Here is a 24429-nt window from a genome sequence, read left to right as displayed (position 1 = left end):
GCAGCGGGAAGAATTGGCTTCTGGCGGCAGGCGATTTGCTTTAGGATAGACCTTTTGCGTCTCTTTTACGGCTCGGACGGCAAATTTACTCAGGTTTCGCCTATATCCCTACTTTGGGTATGTTGTCGAAAGCCTGATAATACCCGATAATATGCGGGTTTTGTTTTTTAGGCAGAGTAATGACCGAATTCGCACTGTTATTCGTTAGCGCCCTTCTGGTGAACAATTTCGTCCTGGTGAAATTCCTGGGGCTATGTCCGTTTATGGGCGTTTCCAAGCGATTGGAGACGGCCGTAGGCATGGGCCTGGCCACCACTTTCGTGATGACGATCGGCTCCATGTTCTCGTGGATAGTCAACGAATTTGTCCTGGTGCCGCTCGATATCCTTTACCTGCGCACCATGGCGTTCATTCTGGTGCTGGCGGTGGTGGTGCAGTTTTCCGAGCTGGCGGTGCGTAAAACCAGCCCGGAGCTTTACCGTCTGCTGGGTATTTTCCTGCCGCTGATCACCACCAACTGCGCCGTGCTGGGGGTGGTACTGCTCAACGTCAATATGACGCACGGTTTTCTGCAATCAACCGTCTACGGCTTCGGCGCCGCGGCCGGATTCTCTTTGGTGATGGTGCTGTTTGCCGCCATCCGCGAACGGCTGACCGTTTCCGACGTTCCCGCCCCGTTCCGCGGCTCTTCCATTGCCCTGATTACCGCCGGGCTGATGTCTCTGGCCTTTATGGGCTTTACCGGCCTGGTGAAATTCTGATGACGGCTATCTGGATCGCCATTGCGGCACTCAGTTCGCTGGCGCTGTTTTTCGGCGTCGTCCTCGGCTACGCGTCGCGCCGCTTTCAGGTGGATGAAGATCCGGTGGTGGAGCAGGTTGAAGCCATGCTGCCGCAAAGCCAGTGCGGCCAGTGCGGCTACCCCGGCTGCCGGCCTTATGCCGAAGCGGTTTCCCTGAACGGCGAAAAAATCAATAAATGCGTGCCCGGCGGCGAAGCGATGATGCTGAAACTGGCCGAGAAGCTGAATATCGAACCCCAGCCGCTCGACGGCGACGGCACCGTGCTGAAACCGGAACGAAAAGTGGCCTGGATTGACGAAAGCAACTGTATCGGCTGCACCAAATGCATTCAGGCTTGCCCGGTGGACGCCATTGTCGGCAGTACCAAAGCGGTGCATACCGTGGTCAGCGATCTGTGCACCGGCTGCGATCTATGCGTCTCCCCTTGCCCTACAGACTGCATTGAACTGCGGCCCGTTACCCCGACACCCGAAAACTGGAAATGGGATCTCAATACTATTCCGGTACGCGTTATTCAAGTAGAACACCATGCTTAAGCTGTTTGCCTCCCTGAGAAAAGATCGGATCTGGGACTTCAACGGCGGAATTCATCCGCCGGAAATGAAAACGCAGTCCAGTCAGGTTCCGCTGCGCGCCATACCGCTGGCGGAGCAGTTTATTATTCCGCTCAAACAACATCTCGGGCCGGAAGGCGAGTTGTGCGTGCAGGTTGGCGACCGGGTGCTGCGCGGCCAGCCGCTCACCCTGGGAAAAGGCCGGACGCTGCCCGTCCATGCGCCGACGTCGGGCACGGTAAGCGCCATTCGTCAGCATATGACGGCGCATCCGTCCGCCCTGCCGGAGTTGAGCGTGATCCTCACCGCCGATGGCGAAGACCGCTGGTGTGAGCGCCGTTCCTTGAGCGATTACCGCCAGCACTCCGCGGCGGCCCTGCTCGCCCATCTGCATCAGGCCGGGATTGCCGGCTTGGGCGGCGCGGGGTTTCCCACCGCCGCCAAATTGCAGGGCGGCATGCGCGGCATCGAAACCCTGATTATCAACGCCGCCGAGTGTGAGCCCTACATCACCGCGGACGATCGTTTGATGCAGGAGCACGCGGACGAAATCGTTCAGGGCATCGATATTCTAGCCTATCTGCTACAGCCGCAGCGCATCCTGCTGGGCATCGAGGATAACAAGCCCGAGGCCGTTGCGGCGCTGCGTCAGGCGCTGCATTCGCGTGGCGATATCCTGTTGCGCGTTATCCCGACCAAATACCCTTCCGGCGGCGCCAAACAGCTCACCAAGATTCTGACGGGCAAGGAAGTTCCCTTCGGCAAACACTCCGCGACGATCGGCGTACTGATGCAGAACGTCGGCACCGTCTTTGCCATCAAGCGCGCCGTTATCGACGGCGAACCGCTTACCGAGCGGGTGGTGACGCTGACCGGCGAAGCATTGCGCCAGCCGGGAAACGTCTGGGCGCGGTTGGGCACCCCGATACGCCATTTGCTGAAACACGCCGGATTCCACGCCACTCATCGGCCGATGGTGGTGATGGGCGGTCCGCTGATGGGGTTTACGCTGCCCTCGCTGGATGTGCCGGTGGTTAAAATCAGCAACTGTATTCTTGCGCCGTCGGAGGCGGAAATCGAACCGGTGGCCAAAGAGCAGTCCTGTATCCGCTGCAGCAAATGCGCCGATGCCTGTCCGGCAGGATTATTGCCGCAGCAGCTGTACTGGTTCAGCCGCGGGCAGGAGCATGAAAAAGCGCGCGATCACCATCTGTTCGACTGTATCGAATGCGGCGCCTGCGCCTATGTTTGCCCCAGCAATATCCCGCTGGTGCAGTATTACCGTCAGGAAAAGGCGGAAATCCGCGCCAGCGACGAGGAAGCGCGGCGCGCGGCGCAGGCCAAGATTCGTTTTGAGGCCAAACAGGCGCGGCTTGAACGTGAAAAACTGGCGCGCGAACAGCGGCATAAGCAGGCCGCCGCCGGCGTGACCAACGGCGACAAGCAGGCCGTTCAGGCGGCGCTGGAAAGAATACGCAATAAGCAGTCGGCGGAACAAGCCCCCGCCCAATCGATTATTGAGATCGTGCCCGGCCAGCAGCCGGATAACAGCGCGGTGATTGCCGCCCGCGCCGCCCGCAAGGCACAGGCGCGAGCCAATCAGGCCGTCTCCTCAGAGGCCGCCGACCCGCGCAAAGACGCCGTCGCCGCGGCCATCGAACGGGTGAAAGCCCGCAAGGCCGCCCAGCAGGCGCAGGCCGACGGCGCCCCGCCGCCGGCTGCGGCGCCCGAAACAGCCGACGCAGCAGTTGAGCCGGTCGACCCGCGCAAAGCCGCCGTCGCCGCGGCCATCGAACGGGTGAAAGCCCGCAAGGCCGCCCAGCAGGCGCAGGCCAACGGCGCCCCGCCGCCGGCTGCGGCGCCCGAAACAGCCGACGCAACAACAGAGCCGGTCGACCCGCGTAAAGCCGCCGTCGCCGCGGCCATCGAGCGGGTGAAAGCCCGCAAGGCCGCCCAGCAGGCGCAGGCCAACGGCGCCCCGCCGCCGGCTGCGGCGCCCGAAACAGCCGACGCAACAACAGAGCCGGTCGACCCGCGTAAAGCCGCCGTCGCCGCGGCCATCGAACGGGTGAAAGCCCGCAAGGCCGCCCAAGCTTTATCGAAGTCTCAAGAGGAATAAATGGCTTTCAAGATCGCGAGTTCACCGTTTACGCATAATCAGCAGCGCACTCAGCGCATTATGCTGCTGGTGATCGTTGCCTGTATTCCCGGCATGCTGGCGCAGTATTATTTCTTTGGTTACGGCAATCTGATTCAGGTATTGCTGGCGGCGGCTACCGCCCTGATTACCGAATCAGTGACATTGTCACTCAGAAAGTTTAACGTTCGCACCGCGCTGGCCGACAATTCGGCGCTGTTGACCGCGATTCTGCTCGGCATCAGCCTGCCGCCGCTGGCGCCCTGGTGGATGGTGGTGATCGGGACCGCGTTCGCCATCGTCATCGCCAAGCAGCTATACGGCGGCCTGGGCCAGAATCCATTTAATCCGGCGATGATTGGCTATGTGGTACTGCTGATCTCCTTTCCGGTGCAGATGACCAGCTGGTTGCCCCCCGCGGCGCTGCAAAGCCTGCCCCTCAGCTTCCACGATACGCTGCTGACCATTTTTAGCGGGCATACGTCGGCGGGACATACGGTGTCACAGCTGATGCAAACGGTTGACGGCGTCAGCCAGGCGACCCCGCTGGATACCTTTAAAACCTCGTTGCGTTCGGGCCATTCACCCGAAGATATTCTTCAGCAGCCGCTATTTTCCACTACCCTGGCCGGGATGGGCTGGCAGTGGGTTAACCTCGGTTTTCTGCTTGGCGGGCTATTCCTGCTGCAACGGGGAACCATCCGCTGGCATATCCCGGTCAGCTTTCTGCTGACGCTGACGTTATGCGCCTCGCTGGGCTGGATACTGTCGCCGGAAAAATGCGCGCCGCCGCTGCTACACCTGCTTTCCGGCGCCACCATGCTGGGGGCGTTTTTTATCGCCACCGACCCGGTTACCGCCTCCACCACCAATCGAGGCCGGCTGATTTTCGGCGCGCTGATCGGCCTGCTGGTCTGGCTAATCAGAACCTACGGCGGTTATCCTGACGGTGTCGCCTTTGCGGTATTGCTGGCGAATATCACCGTGCCGCTGATTGATTATTACACCAAGCCGCGCGCTTACGGCCATCATCGCTAAGGAGTTATCATGTTCGCCACGATGCGCCGCCATGCGACCACGCTGGCCATTTTCGCCGCCGGCACCACCGCGCTTACCGCCGTGGTCAACAGCCTGACCGCGCCGACCATCGCGCAGCAGACGGCATTGCAGCAAAAGAGGCTGTTGGATCAAGTGGTTCCCGCCGAGTTATACGACAATGACATGCAGCGGGAATGTTACATCGTCACTGATTCGGCGCTTGGCGCCGCCTCAGACCAGCGGGTTTTCATTGCCCGCAAAGACGGCGCGCCCGTCGCGGCGGCGGTGGAAAGTATTGCCCCGGACGGCTACTCCGGCGCCATCTACTTACTGATCGGCGCCGATTTCAACGGCAACGTGCTGGGCGCCCGCGTTACCGAACATCACGAAACGCCGGGATTGGGAGATAAGATTGAGGTGCGCATTTCAGACTGGATTACGCGCTTTAGCGGCCAAAGCGTGCAAAATAGCGATGATGCCCGTTGGGCAGTGAAAAAAGAGGGCGGCGCGTTCGATCAGTTTACCGGCGCCACCATTACGCCGCGCGCCGTGATAAACAGCGTAAAACGCAGCGCGCTATACCTGAAAACGCTGCCGCCGCAGCTTAATTCCCTGCCCGCCTGTGGAGAGAATCAATGAGTGAAGCCAAACATCTTCTGATTCAGGGATTGTGGAAAAACAACTCGGCGCTGGTGCAGTTGCTCGGGCTGTGCCCCCTGCTGGCGGTCTCCTCGACCGCCACCAACGCCCTGGGGTTGGGACTGGCGACGACGCTGGTGCTGGTTCTCACCAACGTCGCCGTTTCCGCGCTGCGGCGCTGGGCGCCGGCTGAAATCCGGATCCCGATTTACGTGATGCTGATCGCCGCGGTGGTCAGTACGGTACAAATGCTGATCAACGCTTACGCCTACGGGCTGTACCAGTCGCTGGGCATCTTTATTCCGCTCATCGCCACCAACTGTATCGTTATCGGCCGCGCGGAGGCTTATGCCTCTAAAAATCCGGTGGGGCTTTCGGCGGTGGACGGGCTGGCTATGGGGCTGGGAGCCACCAGCGCCCTGTTTGTCTTAGGCGCCCTGCGCGAGGTTCTCGGCAACGGCACCTTATTCGACGGCGCCGATTTATTGCTGGGGGACTGGGCCAAAGCCTTGCGCATCGAGGTTATGCATCTGGAGTCGCCGTTCCTGCTCGCCATGCTGCCTCCCGGCGCCTTTATCGGACTGGGGCTGATGCTGGCGGCAAAATATCTGATTGATGAAAAAATGAAACAGCGCAAGGTTAAAACGGCGACAGAGGTAAAAGCCGCATCGACGGGAGTAGCCAGGGAAACGTTATGAATAAACTCAAACGGATTGAGATTTTAAGCCGGCTGCGCGCCAATAACCCCCACCCCACGACGGAGCTGAAATTCACCACGCCGTTTGAACTGCTGATTGCGGTTTTGCTTTCCGCGCAGGCGACCGACGTCAGCGTCAATAAGGCGACCGCCAGGCTCTACCCCGTGGCGAACACCCCGGAGGCCATGCTGGCGCTGGGCGTCGAGGGCGTAAAAGCCTATATCAAGACCATCGGCCTGTTTAACGGTAAAGCCGAAAATGTGATTAAAACCTGCCGCATCCTGATAGAACGGCACCACGGCCAGGTGCCGGAAGATCGCGCGGCGCTGGAAGCCTTGCCCGGCGTGGGCCGCAAAACCGCCAACGTGGTGCTCAATACCGCGTTCGGCTGGCCGACCATCGCCGTGGATACGCATATTTTCCGCGTCTGTAACCGCACCGGCTTCGCGCCGGGCAAAAACGTCGAACAGGTTGAAGAAAAGCTGCTTAAGGTGGTGCCGGCCGAATTCAAGGTTGATTGCCACCACTGGCTGATCCTGCACGGACGATACACCTGCATCGCTCGTAAGCCGCGCTGCGGCTCCTGCCTGATTGAAGACCTGTGCGAATACAAGGATAAGGTTTACGCCTGAGCGAATGCCCGCCTGAGCGGGCATCACGCTGCCATCGCGCCCGGCTGTCTTACTTCACCGGCAGCGCGATATCTTTAAACATCGCTTCGATTTCGTCATTGGAACGCAGCGCCACCGCGCTATCCACCACGTCGCGCGTCAGGTGCGGCGCGAACCGCTGAATAAAGTCATACATATAACTGCGCAGGAAGGTGCTGCGGCGGAAGCCGATTTTGGTGGTGCTGTAGCTGAAAATGCCGTTCGCGTTGAGGGTCACCAGATCCGTTTCTATCTGCGGATCCACCGCCATATTGGCGATCACCCCGACCCCCAGCCCCAGACGGACATAGGTTTTAATCACGTCGGCGTCCGTAGCGGTAAACACGATGCGCGGCGTCAGTCCGGCGCGGTTAAAGGCCGTATCCAGCTCCGAACGCCCGGTAAAGCCGAAAGTGTAGGTCACTATCGGATAAGCGGCCAGCTCTTCGATGGTGATATCGGTCTTCGAGGCCAGCGGATGGTCCGGTTTCACCACCACGGCGCGATTCCAGTGGTAACACGGCAGCATGATCAAATCATCATAGAGATGCAGCGCCTCGGTGGCGATGGCGAAATCCGCCGTTCCCTTGGACACGGCTTCCGCAATCTGCGTCGGCGACCCCTGATGCATATGCAGCGATACCCGTGGGTAACGCTCGATAAACCCTTTAATCACGCTGGGTAACGCATAGCGCGCCTGGGTATGGGTGGTGGCGACATACAGCGAGCCTTTATCCGGGTAGGTATGCTCCCCGGCGACGGCCTTGATGGCGTCAACTTTTGACAGGACTTCACGCGCAATACGAATGACTTCCTGTCCGGCCGGCGTCACCTGCGTCAGATGCTTGCCGCTGCGGGCAAAGATCTGAATTCCCAGCTCATCCTCTAACATTCTGACCTGTTTGCTGATGCCAGGTTGAGAGGTGTACAACCCTTCTGCGGTAGAAGAAACATTCAGGTTGTGATTAACAACTTCAACAATATAACGAAGCTGTTGCAGTTTCATAATTTATCCCATTATTAATTGAATTGTGCGCACGGCATCCAAAATTCTGACGATGTTCCCTTTTCTGAAATATGCTGTTGCACCATTGTCATCTGGTGCATATTCTCATCAATTAATGTCATTTAATCATAAAAATAGTTTTTATATAACCACCATCGGATGGTGTAGCGCAAGAAAGCGTCGGTTCAGGAAAATTATCACCGATGGCGCAAGAAGCCAACACGCCGCCACGCGCAAGAACAGAGGGTATCGCAGCGGATGATTATCCTCTCGGATAAATCGCGCTCTCCTTACCCAGATCAAAAAAGCCAGCCTAAAAAGGCTGGCTTGGTACGCAATAAGCGGCAAAGGCGTCGCTATTTCTTGCCTTCCACCCACTTGCCGTCAATATAGAACGCCGACCATCCGGTCGCTTTGCCCTCTTTTTCCGAGGAGACATATTGCTGTTTGGTCTTACGGCTAAAGCGCACCACCGTCTTGTTGCCGTCTTTATCGGCAACCGGCGCATCCGCCAGGTAACGCAGTTTCTCCGGCAGGCGATCTTTAAAGCGTTTCAGCTCTTCTACCAGCGGCGCGCGCGTCTCGCGGGATTTCGGGAACGTATTGGCCGCCAGAAAAACGCCGGCAGCGCCGTCACGCAACACGAAATAGGCATCTGACTTTTCACACGGCAGCTCCGGCAATGGAACCGGATCTTCTTTCGGCGGCGCCACTTCGCCGTTGCGCAGAATTTTGCGCGTGTTGCTGCAGGCGTCGTTGGTGCAGGCCATATATTTACCGAACCGACCCATTTTCATATGCATTTCCGCGCCGCATTTTTCGCACTCCACCACCGGGCCGTCATAGCCTTTGATGCGGAACTCGCCGGCTTCGATCTCATAGCCGTCGCACACCGGGTTGTTGCCGCAGACGTGCAGCTTGCGTTGATTATCAATCAGGTAGCTGTCCATCGCCGTGCCGCATTTCGCACAGCGCCGCCGCGCGCGCAGCGCATTGGTTTCGGCCTCATCCCCTTCCAGCACGTTGAGCACTTCCGCTTCCGGGATCAGGTTGATGGTGGTTTTACAACGCTCTTTCGGCGGCAGCGCGTAACCCGAACAGCCGAGGAACACCCCGGTGCTGGCGGTGCGGATACCCATTTTGCGTCCGCAGGTCGGGCAGTCGATACTGGTCAGAACCATCTGGTTGGGGCGCATACCGCCTTTTTCAGGATCCTGCTCCGCCGTTTCCAGTTGCTGGCTGAACTCGGCGAAAAACGCGTCCAGCACCGCCTTCCACTGCGCCTGATTATTCGCCACCTGATCCAGGCTGCTTTCCATGCGCGCGGTGAAATCGTAGCTCATCAGTTCACGGAAGTTTTCTTCCAGACGGTCGGTGACGATCTCGCCCATTTTTTCCGCATAGAAACGACGATTCTCCACCCGAACGTAGCCGCGATCCTGAATGGTGGAAATAATCGAGGCGTAGGTGGACGGCCGGCCGATGCCGCGTTTTTCCAGCTCCTTGACCAGCGACGCATCGCTGTAGCGGGCGGGCGGCTTGGTAAAATGTTGTCCCGGCAGCAGCTTCTGCAGCGCCAGTCGCTCGCCGACGGCGACGGTCGGCAACGTGCGGTCTTCGTCATTTTTGCGCAGCGCCGGCATCACTTTCGTCCAGCCGTCAAAACGCAGGGTGCGCCCTTTGGCGCGCAGTTGATAACCCGCCGCTTCAACAATCAGCGTGGTGGAATCGTATTGCGCCGGCGTCATCTGACAGGCCACAAACTGCCGCCAGATCAGTTGATACAGCTTCTGCGCATCCGCTTCCATATCCTTAAGATGCTCGGCAAGCACTTTCACATCGGAAGGTCGGATGGCTTCGTGCGCTTCCTGCGAGTTTTCTTTGCTGCTGTAGTGATTAGCGGCGTCCGGCAGATAGCGTTTACCGAATTCATCGCCGATATAGCCGCGCACCATATTCAGCGCATCCTGGCTCAGGTTGGTCGAGTCGGTACGCATATAGGTGATGTGTCCCGCTTCATACAGCCGTTGCGCCATCATCATGGTTTTTTTCACCCCGAAACCTAAACGGGTGCTCGCGGCCTGTTGCAGCGTGGAGGTAATAAACGGCGCCCCCGGCTTGCTGCTGGTGGGTTTGTCTTCCCGCTCCGCCACCGCATATTCAGCCTTTTCCAACAGGCTGACGGCGGCCTGGGTCTGGGTTTTATTGACCGGCTTGAACGGCTTGCCGTTATGATGCGTGACCTGCATCTGCAGTTGGGTGTCGCTGCCCGCCAGTAGCTCGGCATGCAGTTCCCAGTACTCTTCCGGCACAAAGGCCTTGATTTCACGCTCGCGATCGACCACCAGCCGCACCGCCACCGACTGCACCCGTCCGGCGGATAAGCCGCGGGCGATCTTTTTCCACAGCAGCGGCGAAACCATATAGCCCACCACCCGATCCATAAAACGGCGGGCCTGCTGCGCGTTGACGCGGTCGATATTCAGCTTGTCCGGATTCTCAAACGCCTGACGGATCGCATTCTTGGTGATTTCGTTAAACACCACGCGGCTGAAACGCTTATCGTCGCCGCCGATGATTTCCCGCAGGTGCCAGGCAATGGCTTCCCCTTCGCGGTCAAGGTCGGTCGCCAGATAGATATGACTGGCGTTTTCCGCCAGCGTTTTCAGTTCGGAAACCACTTTTTCCTTACCGGGCAGAATTTCGTAATCGGCTTTCCATCCGTGATAGGGATCGACGCCCATACGGTTCACCAGCGCGGATTTCTCATCCTTTTTGACGGTTTTTTTGGTTTTGTCTTTGGTTGAGTCCGCGCTCTTTTTACTGGCTGAGCCACTGGTCGGCAGATCGCGCACATGACCGACGCTGGATTTAACCACGTAGTCATTGCCTAAATACTTATTGATCGTTTTGGCTTTTGCCGGGGACTCAACTATAACGAGAGCTTTACCCATATGTACTATTACCTGCTGGATTCTTCTGAAAATCAGATATCTTTTGGGGGCACCCGCCGCAGTGACAAGGGCGGATACTCGATTAATTATCGGTTACGGCGCCGTTCGCTTATCCGTTACAGGTGAGCGTTTCCACCCAAATAATCTTCCGTAACCCGCATGTTCGGTCTGAATAGTAACGCCTTTATTGCAACAACGGATAAACACGGACTGCTTTGACGTAAAGAATTTATTCCACTGACCGCGCAAAATCCCACACTCTACCTGATAAATGTCGTCACGCAACTTAATTAGCATGGAAAAGCGGTTTTAGCCACCCGACGGTGAACTCAGTATCGGCAGGCAAGTGACTAAAACTTAGTGCATTTGTGATAAAATCCGCCGCAGAAGCATCAATCTGGATAGCGTTGGAGCCGTTATGGGCGTCCCCTTTTCCATAATCTGGACGCAGGCCCGATATACGCGCTATCGCGTTAAAAGCGACCTGGGAGTAGGTAACAAATGTCCGAAGAAATGCAGTTTAGCGTAGAAAAATCACCTATCGACCGCCAAACCCTGCTGGCGGAAGCCAATGCCATTATCAAGAGTCACGATGACTATCTGCACGGCATGGCGGTCGATGATGTCGAGCAGAAAAACGGCGTGCTGGTTTTCCGCGGCGAATTTTTTCTCGATGAAAACGGCTTGCCGACGTTAAAAACCACCGCCGTGTTCAATATGTTCAAGCATCTGGCGCATGTACTGTCGGAAAAATACTATCTGGTCGATTAAATGACGGCGCCCGCGATAACCCGCGGGCGCCGGACGGTAGCGTTATGCGGCCGTCTTGATTACAGCAGCGGATTATTCCCTCGCTGCCACCAGCGCAGCATCAGCCGTTCAAGGGTGTCGCCGGTGCTGCCGGTCAGCCGATCCAGCAGGCGCTTACGCCGCGTGTAGCGCACGCCGAGCACTTCGTGATTGGCCATTTCGGCGATCAGCAGATCGTCGCTGGTGCCGATCGCGTCGACCAGACCCAGATCTTTGGCCTGGGAACCAAACCAGTGCTCGCCCGTCGCCACCGCGTCAATATCCAGCGAGGGACGCATCTGATGAACAAACTGCTTGAACAGGCCGTGGGTAACATTCAAGTCTTCGCGGAATTTCTCCCGTCCCTGCTCGGTATTTTCACCGAACAGCGTCAAGGTGCGTTTAAACTCCCCGGCAGTGTGCAGTTCAACGTCGATATCCTTGTTTTTCAGCAAACGGTTGAAGTTGGGGATCTGGGCGACCACGCCGATTGACCCGACCACGGCGAAGGGCGCGGCGACAATACGGTCGGCGACGCAGGCCATCATATACCCGCCGCTGGCCGCCACTTTATCCACCGCCACCGTCAGGCGGATGCCGCCCTGACGCAGTCGCTGCAGCTGCGACGCGGCCAGACCGTAGCCATGAACCACCCCGCCCGGACTTTCGAGGCGCAGCAACACCTCGTCCTGCGGCTTGGCCACCGCCAGCACCGCCGAGACCTCCTCACGCAGCGAACTCACTTCGCCGGCGTCCATGCTGCCGTTGAAATCCAGCACGTACAGGCAGGGTTTGGCGCTTTTTCCCTCGCCGCGCCTGGCGCGCTGTTTTTCCTGTTTGGCCCTGGCTTTTTCTTTCTTCTTTTCTTGTTTGGACAACAGTTTGCGCTCAGCGTCGCCCAGGTACGCCATGCGCATCTCCCGCTGCATATCGCGGTACTGTTCGCCCAGATTAACCACCTGCAATTCGCCTTTGCGCTGACGCTTACGCTGTGTCGCACCGACGGCTAAAATCACCAGCGCCGCAATAAATACGACGATGGTGAGCACTTTAGCCAGGAATAAACCATACAGAGAAAGTAATTCCACAAATACCGCCCTCATTGACTGAGTATTAATATCATATTGATTATGCAGGCCAACCTGGTGGCCGGCATCATTCGCCAAACCTTTAAGCTAGCGTAAGACACGCAATATGGCGATGTTATTCACCCCATTGCGCCGCTTTCCGCTGCTTTTTAATACACCTGCGGCAAGAAATGGCGCCAGTCTCATTGAAAATGCCGGCTATTTGAGGCATAAAACCCGTCAACTCATCCTATTTATCGGATGCCTTTTCAGCCAGACGCCGTGGCTGCGCGTTAACGATTCGCTTTGCCAAAGGTATCCGCTCCGTCTGTAAGAGGAATTACCCGTGTACTACACGCCTCAAAATGACCTGCTGCAACAGAAAATCATCCTGGTCACCGGCGCCGGCGACGGCATCGGTCGTGAAGCCGCGCTTACCTACGCCCGCTTCGGCGCCCGCCTTATTCTGCTGGGCCGCACCGAAAGCAAACTTCAGGCGGTTAAGCAACAGATTCAGCAAGAAAACGGCGCACAGGCGCACATTATCGTCTGCGATATGTTAACGACCCATTCGGCGCAGTTCTTTCAGCTTGCCGATGAGTTGGCCCAGGTGGCGCCGCGCCTGGACGGCGTGCTGCACAACGCCGGGCTGCTGGGCGAGATCGCCCCGATGGCGCGGCAATCGGCGGACGTCTGGCACGATGTGATGCAGGTGAACGTCAACGCCGCCTTTATGCTGACCCAGGCGCTGCTGCCGCTGTTGCTGAAATCCCCCAGCGCGTCGCTGGTATTTACCAGTTCCAGCGTGGGCCGCCAGGGGCGCGCCGACTGGGGCGCCTATGCGGTATCGAAATTCGCCACCGAGGGCATGATGCAGGTATTGGCGGACGAGTACCGCCAGCAGAATCTGCGGGTGAACTGCATCAATCCCGGCGGGACGCGCACCGCGATGCGCGCATCGGCCTTTCCCGATGAAGACCCGGAGAAACTGAAGACCCCTGCGGATATCATGCCGTTGTACCTCTATCTGATGGGAGAGGACAGCCGCCGTAAAACAGGCATGAGTTTTGATGCCCAACCGGGCAGAAAATCGGGTCCGGCCGAATAGTCAGGAGAAAACGCAGCATGAGTGATGAACGTCACCAACAACGTCAGCAACGTATAAAAGAAAAGGTCGATGCCCGGATTGCCGCCGCGAACGAAATACGCGGCATCCTGATAATTTTCACCGGCAACGGCAAAGGAAAAACCACCGCGGCATTCGGTACGGTAACCCGCGCCGTGGGCCATGATTTACGGGCCGGAGTTATCCAGTTCATCAAAGGCGAGTGGCCGAACGGCGAGAAAAATCTGCTGCAACAGCACGGGGTGGAATTTCAGGTTATGGCCACCGGCTTTACCTGGGAAACGCAGAATCGCCACACCGATACCGACGCCGCGCACAAGGTTTGGCAGCACGGCAAACGCATGCTGGCCGATCCGCAGTTGGATCTGGTGGTGCTGGATGAACTGACCTATATGATCAGCTACGGCTACCTGGAACTGGAAGAGGTGGTGAGCGCCTTGCGCGATCGACCCGCCAGCCAGACGGTCATTATCACCGGGCGGGGATGTCATCGTGATTTGCTGGAGATGGCGGACACCGTCACCGAGATGCGGCCGGTAAAACACGCCTTTGAGGCCGGCATCAAGGCGCAGCAGGGTATTGATTGGTGACGGACCAGGCGGTTGCAGGCGAACCGTCGCCCTGTTCCCCTCCCGGCCTTACCCTTGCCCTGTCTCTTATACACAAATCCAAGGAACCTCTAGAGGCCATGTGTATTCTAGTCTTGGGGTCATTCTTTGTTCTTTGTTCTTTGCTTTTCGTCGGCGTAAGAAATCACGCTGAGGTGGACGACCCCGCGAATGCGCCGCAGGGAAGCGGCGCAAGCCAGTGCCGCGTCGGGAACGCGTCACTGGCGGTTCGGGAAAGGGGGCGACCGCCGAAGGCATCGCGTCAGCGACGTGATTTCAGCCACAAGCCCGGGTCCGGAGGGTGGTGGCGCTTGAACCACCCTGCGTCGGGCGCGTGCTGCGACATAGCAGAGAAATGACGGCCTTCTAGCGCACGAAATAGCGCTGAACTCACATATACCGTTAACAGTATATGTGACTAAGAGACAGCCCTTGCCAGGGGAGTGTTGGGGTGGGGTCATAACGGCAGCGTTTCGAATTTCTTAAGATTGACCGCTACGCTTCGGCTTGGGCGAAGCTCGCCGCGTCGGCGCCACCTGGCTGTGGCGTTTTACCGCCCGACGGATCTGATTGGCTTTCACCCGCCGGCGCTCGCGCTCGACCGGCAGCTTGGTCTCCGTTTCCGGCGGCAGCTGCACCAGCGCGCGCAGATAGTTCACCTTCTCCAGCGCCATCTCCGACCAGCCGCCGCGCGGCAGGCCTTTCGGCAACTGGATATCGCCATAGCGGACGCGGATCAGGCGGCTGACCTGCACGCCGACCGCTTCCCACAGGCGGCGCACCTCGCGGTTGCGCCCCTCCGTCAGCGTGACGTTATACCATTGATTCAGCCCTTCGCCGCCCTGATAGCGGATGGTGCGGAATGAGGCCGGGCCGTCTTCCAACTGCACGCCCTTACTCAGTTGTTTAATCTTCTCATCATTGATTTCACCGAACACCCGCACGGCATATTCGCGTTCCACTTCATGGCTGGGGTGCATGAGGCGATTCGCCAGCTCGCCGTCGGTGGTAAACAGCAGCAGCCCTGAGGTGTTTACGTCCAGACGGCCCACGGCCACCCAGCGCGAACCCTGTATCTTGGGCAAACGGTCAAACACCGTCGGGCGCCCGTCGGGATCGCTGCGCGTACACAGCTCGCCTTCCGGCTTATAGTAGATAAGCACGCGGCAAACGGTCTCTTCGGTTTCCTTCACGGAAACCACGTGGCCGTCAATGCGGATTTTAGTGGCTTTGGTCACTTCGACGCGGTCGCCCAGCGTGGCGATTTTCCCATCGATGCTGACGCGACCGGCCTGAATGATACCTTCTATTTCACGGCGCGAACCATGGCCGGCGCGCGCCAATACTTTCTGTAACTTTTCGCTCATCGAGCAACCTCTGAGTGCCGCCTTCACAGGCGTCATATTATCCTTCAAGAACAACAAGTTATGTCAGAAACCCAATCTAACCCATTGATATAAAAATATTTACCGACAAACGGCATGGCAAGCAAATATGTCACGCACAATATCGCGCGGGCGAACATACTACACGAATTTTAGAATAAATGATTCATCTCGTTTAATTAGAGGTTCGCGGGAAATATCGCCGGTACGGCTCAGTACACGTCCCGCAGATAGCGTTTATCCTGAACCATCTTTGCGATATAGGCCGCCGCGTCCTCGGCGCTCATCGCGCCGTGCCGCTGCGCCACCTGCCTGAGCGCGGCGTCGACGTCCCTGGCCATACGGCCGGCGTCGCCGCAGACGTAGAAGTGCGCCCCCTCCTGCAACCAGCGCCACAGTTCGGCGCCCTGTTCAAGCAGGCGATGCTGCACATAGATCTTTTCGGCCTGATCGCGCGAGAAGGCGGTATCCAGTCGATGCAGATAGCCGTCGCGCCGCATCGCCGCCAGTTCTTCACGATAGTAGAAATCGGTCGCCGCGCGCTGTTCGCCGAATACCAGCCAATTTGCGCCCTTCGCGCCCGTGGCCCGGCGCTCCTGTAAAAAGGCGCGGAAAGGGGCGATGCCGGTGCCGGGACCCACCATAATCATGGGCGTATTCGGGTTGTTCGGCGGCCTGAAATGGGCCGACCTGTGGACGAAAATCGGCACCGCGACGGAACCCGCGCGATCGGCGAGAAAGGTCGAACAGACGCCGCCCCGTCGCTTGCCGTCGCGGCCATACCGCACGGTCGAAACCGTCAGGTGAACCTGATCCGGCGTAGCTTTCGGGCTCGACGAGATCGAGTACAGGCGCGGCTGGAGGCGCTTGAGCACCGCCAGCCATTCATCGGCCTGAGTTTGAATCGGATATTCCTGGAGCAGATCGATAATCTGTCGTCCCCACAGCCACCGTTTCAGATCGTCCTTGCGTTCCTCCTGCAACAATTCGGCAAGCGCTGTATGCCCCGATCGCTCGGAGACGAACTGCAACACCTCCGGCGTGATGCGCGCAATCTCGCAATGTTGCGACAGCGCCTCAACCAGCGTCATGTCGCCGCGCTCCCTGAGCGTGACCGGCGTCGAGGGCGCAAGCCTGAGGCGCGCCAGCATATCATTCACCAGATCGGGGCAATTGGTCGGCCAGACGCCGAGCGCATCGCCCGCTTCATAGCTAAAATCCTGATCGGTCAGGTCGAAGGCGAATTGTCTGGTCTCTTTCTGCCCGCCCGGCGCATTGAGCCGCCGATTGAGCACCAAACGCGTACGCAGCGGCGCGCTGCGGCTAAATCCTGGTGACGGTGTAACCAAAGGAAATGTAATTTTTTCCGCGCCCTCGCCTGCCGCTATCGCCGCCGGGACGGCGGCCATCCCGGCGCGCACCGGCGTCGAGACGCCCGCCAGCGCCGCGACCACCTGTTCCAGCCAGGCATCGGCGGCCTCCTGATAGTCGGCGTCGCAGTCAATCCGCGCCGACAGCCGCCGGGCGCCCAGCGCCGCCAGTCGCGCATCAAGCCTGCGGCCGAAACCGCAAAACCGGTCATAGTTCGCATCGCCCAGCGCCAGCACCGAGAACGCCAGCACATCCAGTCTGGGCGCGGTATCCGCCTGTAGCGCCGACCAAAAGGCGGCGCCGTTGTCCGGGGGATCGCCGTCGCCGAACGTGCTGACGACAAACAGCACGCGCGCCGCCGAGTGCAGCGCCGCCACGTTGCAACCGTCCATGTCCGCAAGCGCGACGCAATGCCCCTGCGCCGTCAACCGCTCGGCGCACCGCGCGGCGAAACCTTCGGCATTGCCGGTCGATGACGCCCACAACACCAGAATAGAGGACGCTGCCGCCGTAAGGGCCGCGGCCGGCGACGATAGCGCGGGCGCCTCGCGGCCCGGCGGGCGCAATGACGCTGGTTGTGCGACGCGCGTCAGGGCCACGGCGCAGAACTTGAATTCCGGCTGCTGGGAGATCGGGTCAATCGCATCGCTGGTGACGGCGTTAATGGCCAGATTCTCGCCAAAAACATCGTTCCAGTGGAATGGCGCAAAGCAGTTGCCGGGACGCACCCGATCGGTCACCGCCGCCGGCAGCACCGCGCGCCCGCGCCGCGAACGCACTTCCACCCAATCCTTATCGCGGATGCCGAGCGCGGCGGCGTCTTCAGGGTGTAGTTCGATAAAAGGCCGCGGATTGAGCTTATTAAGAACCGGGATCTTGCCGGTCTTGGTCATCGTGTGCCACTGGTGCTGCAAGCGGCCGGTATTCAGCACCAGAGGGAACGCGTCGTCCGGCATCTCGGCCGGTTGCCTATCCGACCGGGGGAGAAAAACGCCTTTACCGCTTTGGGTGGCGAATACGATGCGCGGCCGCGCGCCGTCCGGCGTTTCTTTCAGCGACTGGCTCACGCCGTCATTAAGATAGCGAATGGGATGGCGATCGCCGTCATCGTCGGGCGGACAGGGCCACTGCACTGGCGTCCGGCGCAAACGCGCGTAGCTTGCGCCGCGGATGTCGTAGCCGGTGTTCGGGTTCCAGGCGCGCTTGATTTCTTCAAATACCGCCGCTGAGGAGTCGTAGCTGAATGCCTGTTCATACCCCATCTCGCAGGCTACGGCGGCGATGATTCGCCAGTCCGCCATCGCCTCGCCGGGCGGGTCGACGGCCTGGCGCATCAGCGTCAGATTGCGCTCGGAGTTGATCATCACGCCTTCGGCCTCGGCCCACAGCGCGCCGGGCAGCAGAATATCGGCGTAACGGTTGGTCTCGGTATCGAGAAACGCATCCTGGGCGATGACCAGCTCGGCGGCCCTCAGCCCCTCGATCGCGTTCTGACGATTAGGCAGCGTGGCGACCGGATTGGTGCAGATAATCCAGCACGCCTTGATCTCGCCCGCTTTCATCGCCTCGAACATCGCCACCGTGCCGCCGCCCAGTTCGGTGCGTAGCGTCCCGGCTTTTACGCCCCACAAGGCTTCGATAAAAGCGCGATCGTCATCCGCCAGCACCGAGCGCTGGCCCGGCAGCCCCATGCCCATATAGCCCATCTCGCGTCCGCCCATGGCGTTGGGCTGCCCGGTAAGAGAAAACGGCCCGCTGCCGGGGCGGCAAATCGCGCCGGTCGCCAGATGCAGATTGCAAATCGCATTGGTGCTCCAGGTGCCGTGCGTGCTTTGATTGAGCCCCATGGTCCAACAGCTCATCCATTCGGACGCGGCGCCAATCCACGCCGCCGCCTGGCGGATATCGTCCTCCGCCAGTCCCGTTATCCGCGCCACCCTCTCCGGCGGGTAGTCGGCAAGAAACGCCGGCATCGCCTCCCATCCCTCAGTAAATTCGGCGATAAAATCCCGATCGAGATGACCGTTTTGCACAATCAGGTGCAGCAGACCGTTGAGCAGGGCCAGATCGGTGCCCGGCTTGATCGGTAAGAACAGATCCGCCTTCTCCGCCGTGGCGTTGCGGCGCGGATCGACCACAATCAGCTTCGCCCCCGCTTTGACCCGGTCCATCATGCGCAGGAACAGTATCGGGTGGCAGTCCGCCATATTGGCGCCGATGACGAAAAACAGATCGGCGCGGTCGAAATCCTGATAGGAGCCGGGCGGCCCATCCGAACCGAGCGAAAGTTTGTAGCCGCTGCCGGCGCTGGCCATGCACAGGCGCGAGTTCGACTCGATATTGTTGGTGCCGATAAAGCCTTTGGCAAGCTTGCCGGCCAGATACTGGGCTTCCAGCGACATCTGACCGGAGACGTAGAGCGCGACCGCATCGGGGCCGTGGGTATCGATGATGGCGCGCAGCCGGCTCGCGCTCTCCCTGATGGCCTGTTTTACCTCGACCCGCGCCGGTTCGCGCAGACGCTCCGCCCGCAGGTAGGCGTGTTCCAGCCGCCCCGCTGCGGTGATAGCCTGAGCGCAGCTATTGCCTTTGGTACACAGCCGGCCGAAGTTGGCGGGATGCGTCTTGTCGCCCGTGACCTTAATCACGCGATTGTCCTGTATCTGCATCACCACGCCGCAGCCGACGCCGCAGTAGGGGCAAACGCTCTTTACCTGAGTGGTGGGTTTGGCATCCATCACATACTCCCCGCAGGACTGATGCCGTGGCCTCATCCGCGCATAAAAAAGGTTAAGCGAGCAAGCGTTCCGTTCATCAGGCTTGCGCAATGGTCTCAGATGTCGGCAGGGGCAACGGCCGGCGATTGACCCAGACCTGCCCCGCCACCACTTTTACCGGCCAGGCGCGTACGCGCAGCGCGGCGTTATCCGGGCAGACGCCGTCGCGCAGTCTGAAACGCTTCTTGTATAACGGCGAGATCACCACCGGTTCGCCGCCGACGTCGCCCAGCAGGCCGCGGGACAGGACGTTCGCCGCGCTGCCCGGCTCGTGGTTTTCCAGCGCGTAAACCTGTTGCTCGCCGGCGGGAAGATGGAACAGCGCGATCTGCTGCCGGCCGAGGCGCGCCGCCATGCCGACATTGGCGGGAATATCCTGCAACGCGCCGATGCGGACCCACTCCGTTTCCAGCTCCGCCGGTTGCGGGCTGCGCGCCGTCGGCGGCTTTTCATGCTGCTGCGCCGGCCGGATCTGGCCGCGCGTCGGCACCATCACCACCGCTTCGTCCGGGCTATCGCTGTTGAGAAAGGCGCGGAACAGCGCCAGACGATCCGGGCTTGCCAGCGTGGTTTTCCATTCGCACTGGTAGGTATCCGCCACGCGCTGCATCTCCTTATCCAGTTCCTCAACGATATGCAGGCTGTCTTCAAGAACCACCTGTCGCAGGTAGTCGATACCGCCTTCCAGATTATCCAGCCAGCTGCTGGTGCGCTGGAGACGATCGGCGGTGCGGATATAGAACATCAGCACGCGATCGATGGTGCGGATCAGGGTTTCGCTATCCAGATCGCCGACCAACAAATCGGCGTGACGCGGCTTCATACCGCCATTGCCGCACACATACAGATTCCAGCCCTTATCGGTGGCGATGACGCCGATATCTTTGCCCTGCGCTTCCGCGCATTCGCGGGTACAGCCGGATACCGCCATTTTGATTTTATGCGGCGAGCGCAAACCTTTGTAACGGTGCTCCAGCGTAATCGCCAAGGCGGTGGAATCCTGCACGCCGTAGCGGCACCAGGTCGAACCGACGCAGGACTTCACCGTGCGCAGCGATTTGCCGTAGGCGTGACCGGTTTCAAACCCGGCGTCGATCAGTTCGCGCCAGATAGCCGGCAATTGTTCCAGCCGCGCGCCGAACAGATCCACGCGCTGACCGCCGGTAATCTTGGTATACAGGTTGTAGCGCTGCGCCACCTGGCCGATGGCGATCAGTCCCGCCGGCGCGATCTCGCCGGCCGGTACGCGCGGCACCACCGAATAGGTGCCATCCTTCTGGATATTGGCGAAAAAGCGATCGTTGGTATCCTGCAACGGCAAATGCCGCGGTTGCAGCAGGTAGTCATTCCAGCAGGACGCCAGCATGGAGGCCGCCAGCGGTTTGCACACTTCGCAGCCCAATCCGCGCCCGTAACCTGCGATCAACTCGTCGAATGAACGAATGTGATGCACGCGGATCAGGTGGTACAGCTCCTGACGCGACCAGGGGAAGTGCTCGCAAATATCTTTTTTCACTTCCACGCCCAACTGCGTCAATTCATATTCCATCACCTGCTTAAGCAGGGGAACGCAGCCGCCGCAGCCGGTGCCCGCCCTGGTACAGGACTTTAGCGCCCCCAGTTCGTTACAGCCGCCGGCCACCGCCGCCGCGATGTCGCCTTTACTGACGTTATGGCAGGAGCAGATCGGCGCGCCGGCGGGCAGCGCCGCCACGCCCAGCCCTTTCGGCGCATCGCCGGAACGGGCCGGCAGAATGAGGCTCTCAGGATGAGCCGGCAACGGCATGTCGTTGAGCATCATTTGCAGCAGCGTGCTGTAGTCGGCGCTGTCGCCGATCAGCACCGCGCCCAGCAGGCGTTTGCCGTCGGCGGACACCACGATTTTTTTATAAACTTCATGCGGACCGTCCGTCCACTGATAGCTCTGGCTGCCGGCGGCGCGGTCGTGCGCGTCGCCGATGGACGCCACTTCCACCCCCAGCAGTTTCAGTTTGGTGCTCATGTCCGCGCCGGTGAACGGCGTATCGCGCTGCGCCAGCGTATCCGCCACGCTGCGCGCCATCTGGTAGCCGGGCGCCACCAGACCGAAGATTTGCCCGTTCCACAGCGCGCATTCGCCGATGGCGAAAATGGCGTCATCCGACGTCCGGCAGCGGTCGTCAATCACGATGCCGCCGCGCGGCCCTTTCGCCAGGCCGCAGCCGTCCGCCAGATTATCCCGTGGGCGAATTCCCGCGGAAAAAAGCACCAGATCGGCCTCCAGCGCGCCGCCGTCGGCAAAACAGAGCCGGTGCCGCGCCTGCTCGCCGTCGATGATTTCCCGCGTCTCCTTGCCGGTGTGAACCCGTACCCCCAGCGCCTCGACCTTTCGGCGCAGCATCGCCGCGCCGCCCTCATCCAGCTGTACCGCCATCAGCCGCGGCGCGAATTCGACGACGTGCGTTTCCAGTCCCAGCTGGCGCAGGGCGTTGGCCGCTTCCAGCCCGAGTAAGCCGCCGCCGATCACCACGCCGGTTTTGGATTTTTTCGCCTGCTCGGCAATGGCGTCCAAATCGTCCAACGTGCGGTAAACCAGACAGCCCGGACGCGTATTGCCCGCAATCGGCGGGACGAACGCATAGGAGCCGGTCGCGATGACCAACTGGTCATAGGTGGTTTCGCCGCCCTGCGCATCAAGAACGCGCTTATGCCGGCGATCGATGGCGGTAACCTGACTGGCGCGGCGCAGTTCGATGCCGCTGGCGGCAAAAAATCCCGCGTTGACCAGCGACAGCGATTCCGCCGTCCGGCCGGAAAAATATTCGGAAAGATGGACGCGATCGTAAGCTTCCCGGCGCTCTTCGCCAAAGACCACGATGCGATAACGCTGGTGCAGATCGCGCTCCACCAGTTGCTCAAGAAAATAATGACCGACCATGCCATGGCCGATAACCACCAAAACTGGCTTGCTCATTAAATCAATCCCTACAGCCGCTGGCTGTGAATCAAAATCAGGGGGAAGAAAAGCCGCAAAGCTGCGGCGCGGACGGGCGTTCGTCGTCCCGTCGCCTATCCCCGGCGGATGCGCCTTCGTCATATTGATTTGCCTTTTCCCGTCAGGCGGCTTGCGACTGTTTTTCATATAAGAAATGCAGCACCCGCTGCCGGTACTGGTGATAGCGGGGATCATCCGCCAGCGCGACGCGCGAGCGCGGGCGTTCCAGCTCCACCGTCACGATCTCCCCCACCGTCGCCGCCGGGCCGTTGGTCATCATCAGCACCCGATCCGACAGCAAGACCGCTTCATCCACATCGTGGGTGATCAGCACGATGGTGGTGTGCAGCCGCTGCTGAATGTCCATCACCGCATCCTGCAAATGGGCGCGGGTCAGCGCATCCAACGCGCCGAACGGCTCGTCCATCAGCAGCACTTTGGGCTTTATCGCCAGCGCGCGGGCGATCCCTACCCGCTGTTTCATCCCGCCGGAGATCTCATTCGGACGTTTGTTCGCCGCGTGCGCCATATTCACCAGCGCCAGATTGTGGGTGATCCACTCATGCATCTCGGTTTTGCTCATCCGTCCGCGAAACACCTGGCGCACGGCCAGCGCCACGTTTTCATAAGCCGTCAGCCACGGCAGCAACGAATGGTTCTGAAACACCACGCCGCGCTCCGGGCCGGGGCCGTCGATTTCCCGGTTGTCGCACAGCAGGCCGCCGCCGCTCGGCAGGGTCAGACCGGCGATCAAATTGAGCAAGGTGGATTTGCCGCAGCCGGAGTGGCCGATCAGACTGACGGTTTCCCCGGCGTAAATATCGAAGCTCACCTGGTCCAGCGCCAGAAACTCGCCGCTGGCGGTATGGAAACGCTGGCTGACCTGCTGTACCTGAATAATCGGATTCGCGCGCATCGTCGGCTCCTTAGCGGTTGTCATAGTTGAAACGTTTGGCGATCAACATCAGCCCCTGCTCCAGCAGCAGGCCGATCACCCCAATCACCACGATGGCGATAATGATGTTTTCCACATTCAGGTTGTTCCATTCATTCCAGATCCAGAAACCGATCCCGATGCCGCCGGTCAGCATTTCCGCCGCCACAATCACCAGCCAGGCGATGCCGATGGATAACCGCACGCCCGTCAGGATGTTCGGCAATACCGCCGGCAGCAGAATCTTGCGCATCACGGTGAACTCGGACAGCTTAAGCACGCGCGCCACGTTCAGGTAATCCTGCGGAATCTGTCTTACCCCCTCGGCGGTGTTGAGGATCATCGGCCAGATGGAGCAGATAAAAATGGTCCAGCTGGAGGCCGGTTCGGCGCGCTGAAACAACAGCAGGCCGATAGGCAACCAGGCCAGCGGACTGACCGGTCGCAGCAGGGAAATAATCGGATTAAGCATGTCGGCCACAAAGCTGAAGCGGCCTATCAGGAAGCCGGCGGGAATGCCCACCAGCGCCGCCAGCCCAAAACCGATGCCCACGCGCTGCAACGAGGCCATCACGTTCCAGCCGATGCCCTGATCGTTCGGTCCGGCGATATAGAACGGATCGGCGAAAATCTCCAACGCCGCCAGCCAGGTGGCCCACGGCGTCGGAAAGTTTTCGCTGTGCAGTGCCGCTGCCTGCCAGATACAGAGCAACAGTCCCACGCCCAACAGTGCGGGGAAAATACGCTGAGCCGCTTGGCGTAGTAAAGGACGATAGCGGCGCGGCGCCGGCGCGGCGGAAGGCGTGGTTTTTTCCGCCGCCGGTCTGGCCGGCAGCGGCGTAATCTCCGCGTCCCGTACGGCGCCGGGGGAGTTATCCGGCGCGATGGGAATAACCTGAGCCTGGTTTTTCATCATTGT

At 59.8% G+C, this 24429-nt stretch carries 18 protein-coding genes; 10 read left to right on the top strand and 8 right to left on the bottom strand.

The window, feature by feature from the left end:
* Window positions 1–179: 179 nt before the first annotated feature.
* From rsxA to nth, 7 genes are read left to right on the top strand one after another with little or no spacing between them, the layout of a single operon-like run.
* Window positions 180–761, top strand: coding sequence for an electron transport complex subunit RsxA (rsxA, locus tag DDT56_RS17520; protein WP_136167710.1), 582 nt, complete (start codon window positions 180–182; stop codon window positions 759–761).
* Window positions 761–1339, top strand: coding sequence for an electron transport complex subunit RsxB (gene rsxB, locus DDT56_RS17515; protein WP_136167709.1), 579 nt, complete (start codon window positions 761–763; stop codon window positions 1337–1339). Before rsxA ends, rsxB begins: the two co-directional genes overlap by 1 nt.
* Window positions 1332–3476 (top strand): electron transport complex subunit RsxC, encoded by a 2145-nt coding sequence (gene rsxC, locus DDT56_RS17510; RefSeq protein WP_136167708.1) that lies wholly within the window; start codon window positions 1332–1334, stop codon window positions 3474–3476. Before rsxB ends, rsxC begins: the two co-directional genes overlap by 8 nt.
* Window positions 3477–4532, top strand: a complete 1056-nt coding sequence (gene rsxD / locus DDT56_RS17505; RefSeq protein ID WP_136167707.1) for an electron transport complex subunit RsxD — start codon at window positions 3477–3479, stop codon at window positions 4530–4532.
* Between the two features lie 9 nt (window positions 4533–4541).
* Window positions 4542–5171, top strand: a complete 630-nt coding sequence (rsxG, locus tag DDT56_RS17500; RefSeq protein WP_136167706.1) for an electron transport complex subunit RsxG — start codon at window positions 4542–4544, stop codon at window positions 5169–5171.
* The gene (locus tag DDT56_RS17495; RefSeq protein WP_136167705.1) at window positions 5168–5869 is read left to right on the top strand and encodes an electron transport complex subunit E; all 702 of its coding nucleotides are present in this window, start codon (window positions 5168–5170) and stop codon (window positions 5867–5869) included. The genes rsxG and DDT56_RS17495 overlap by 4 nt, the downstream gene beginning before the upstream one ends.
* Window positions 5866–6501 (top strand): endonuclease III, encoded by a 636-nt coding sequence (gene nth, locus DDT56_RS17490; RefSeq protein ID WP_136167704.1) that lies wholly within the window; start codon window positions 5866–5868, stop codon window positions 6499–6501. The genes DDT56_RS17495 and nth overlap by 4 nt, the downstream gene beginning before the upstream one ends.
* 49 nt (window positions 6502–6550) lie before the next feature.
* On the opposite strand, the gene cysB is transcribed toward nth, so the two are convergent.
* Together cysB and topA are read right to left on the bottom strand one after the other, a co-directional pair.
* Window positions 6551–7525, bottom strand: coding sequence for an HTH-type transcriptional regulator CysB (gene cysB / locus DDT56_RS17485; protein WP_136167703.1), 975 nt, complete (start codon window positions 7523–7525; stop codon window positions 6551–6553).
* Window positions 7526–7881: 356 nt separating this feature from the next.
* Window positions 7882–10479, bottom strand: coding sequence for a type I DNA topoisomerase (topA, locus tag DDT56_RS17480; protein ID WP_136167702.1), 2598 nt, complete (start codon window positions 10477–10479; stop codon window positions 7882–7884).
* Window positions 10480–10980: 501 nt separating this feature from the next.
* Here topA and DDT56_RS17475 point away from each other — a divergent pair.
* The gene (locus DDT56_RS17475) at window positions 10981–11250 is read left to right on the top strand and encodes a YciN family protein (protein WP_136167701.1); all 270 of its coding nucleotides are present in this window, start codon (window positions 10981–10983) and stop codon (window positions 11248–11250) included.
* Between the two features lie 59 nt (window positions 11251–11309).
* Here DDT56_RS17475 and sohB read toward each other — a convergent pair whose 3' ends face one another.
* On the bottom strand, window positions 11310–12356 hold the full coding sequence (sohB, locus tag DDT56_RS17470; RefSeq protein WP_136167700.1) for a protease SohB: 1047 nt from the start codon (window positions 12354–12356) through the stop codon (window positions 11310–11312).
* A 325-nt stretch (window positions 12357–12681) separates the two neighbouring features.
* Between sohB and DDT56_RS17465 the strand changes: the two genes are divergently transcribed.
* Both DDT56_RS17465 and cobO read left to right on the top strand, forming a co-directional pair.
* On the top strand, window positions 12682–13443 hold the full coding sequence (locus DDT56_RS17465; RefSeq protein WP_136167699.1) for a YciK family oxidoreductase: 762 nt from the start codon (window positions 12682–12684) through the stop codon (window positions 13441–13443).
* A gap of 17 nt (window positions 13444–13460) precedes the next feature.
* A complete protein-coding gene (cobO, locus tag DDT56_RS17460; protein ID WP_136167698.1) occupies window positions 13461–14051 on the top strand; it encodes a cob(I)yrinic acid a,c-diamide adenosyltransferase in 591 nt (196 codons plus the stop codon).
* A gap of 500 nt (window positions 14052–14551) precedes the next feature.
* Here the strand turns inward: cobO and rluB are convergent, their stop codons facing one another.
* The 5 genes from rluB to ntrB form a co-directional block, all read right to left on the bottom strand.
* The gene (gene rluB, locus DDT56_RS17450) at window positions 14552–15436 is read right to left on the bottom strand and encodes a 23S rRNA pseudouridine(2605) synthase RluB (RefSeq protein ID WP_009112804.1); all 885 of its coding nucleotides are present in this window, start codon (window positions 15434–15436) and stop codon (window positions 14552–14554) included.
* Window positions 15437–15666: 230 nt separating this feature from the next.
* Window positions 15667–19563, bottom strand: a complete 3897-nt coding sequence (locus DDT56_RS17445) for a sulfite reductase subunit alpha (RefSeq protein ID WP_136167696.1) — start codon at window positions 19561–19563, stop codon at window positions 15667–15669.
* Between the two features lie 76 nt (window positions 19564–19639).
* Entirely contained in the window at window positions 19640–22519 is a 2880-nt protein-coding gene (gene nirB, locus DDT56_RS17440) for a nitrite reductase large subunit NirB (RefSeq protein ID WP_417903700.1), read from the bottom strand.
* Between the two features lie 178 nt (window positions 22520–22697).
* A complete protein-coding gene (locus tag DDT56_RS17435) occupies window positions 22698–23492 on the bottom strand; it encodes an ABC transporter ATP-binding protein (RefSeq protein ID WP_136167694.1) in 795 nt (264 codons plus the stop codon).
* 10 nt (window positions 23493–23502) lie between these two features.
* Window positions 23503–24423 (bottom strand): nitrate ABC transporter permease, encoded by a 921-nt coding sequence (ntrB, locus tag DDT56_RS17430; protein ID WP_136167766.1) that lies wholly within the window; start codon window positions 24421–24423, stop codon window positions 23503–23505.
* Between the last annotated feature and the right edge of the window lie 6 nt (window positions 24424–24429).

The organism is Brenneria corticis (genome assembly GCF_003115855.1).
Classification (GTDB): Bacteria; Pseudomonadota; Gammaproteobacteria; order Enterobacterales; family Enterobacteriaceae; genus Brenneria; species Brenneria corticis.
This window is presented reverse-complemented; position numbering and strand designations above follow the sequence as displayed.

Bases quoted from the DNA above. Each gene is read 5' to 3' on its own strand.
- DDT56_RS17475 (WP_136167701.1), top strand. From the start codon at position 10,981: ATGTCCGAAGAAATGCAGTTTAGCGTAGAAAAATCACCTATCGACCGC.
- ntrB (WP_136167766.1), bottom strand. From the start codon at position 24,423: ATGAAAAACCAGGCTCAGGTTATTCCCATCGCGCCGGATAACTCCCCC.
- rsxG (WP_136167706.1), top strand. From the start codon at position 4,542: ATGTTCGCCACGATGCGCCGCCATGCGACCACGCTGGCCATTTTCGCC.
- DDT56_RS17495 (WP_136167705.1), top strand. From the start codon at position 5,168: ATGAGTGAAGCCAAACATCTTCTGATTCAGGGATTGTGGAAAAACAAC.
- DDT56_RS17445 (WP_136167696.1), bottom strand. From the start codon at position 19,563: ATGGATGCCAAACCCACCACTCAGGTAAAGAGCGTTTGCCCCTACTGC.
- cysB (WP_136167703.1), bottom strand. From the start codon at position 7,525: ATGAAACTGCAACAGCTTCGTTATATTGTTGAAGTTGTTAATCACAAC.
- rluB (WP_009112804.1), bottom strand. From the start codon at position 15,436: ATGAGCGAAAAGTTACAGAAAGTATTGGCGCGCGCCGGCCATGGTTCG.
- rsxC (WP_136167708.1), top strand. From the start codon at position 1,332: ATGCTTAAGCTGTTTGCCTCCCTGAGAAAAGATCGGATCTGGGACTTC.
- rsxB (WP_136167709.1), top strand. From the start codon at position 761: ATGACGGCTATCTGGATCGCCATTGCGGCACTCAGTTCGCTGGCGCTG.
- topA (WP_136167702.1), bottom strand. From the start codon at position 10,479: ATGGGTAAAGCTCTCGTTATAGTTGAGTCCCCGGCAAAAGCCAAAACG.
- DDT56_RS17435 (WP_136167694.1), bottom strand. From the start codon at position 23,492: ATGCGCGCGAATCCGATTATTCAGGTACAGCAGGTCAGCCAGCGTTTC.
- rsxD (WP_136167707.1), top strand. From the start codon at position 3,477: ATGGCTTTCAAGATCGCGAGTTCACCGTTTACGCATAATCAGCAGCGC.
- cobO (WP_136167698.1), top strand. From the start codon at position 13,461: ATGAGTGATGAACGTCACCAACAACGTCAGCAACGTATAAAAGAAAAG.
- nirB (WP_417903700.1), bottom strand. From the start codon at position 22,519: ATGGTCGGTCATTATTTTCTTGAGCAACTGGTGGAGCGCGATCTGCAC.
- rsxA (WP_136167710.1), top strand. From the start codon at position 180: ATGACCGAATTCGCACTGTTATTCGTTAGCGCCCTTCTGGTGAACAAT.
- nth (WP_136167704.1), top strand. From the start codon at position 5,866: ATGAATAAACTCAAACGGATTGAGATTTTAAGCCGGCTGCGCGCCAAT.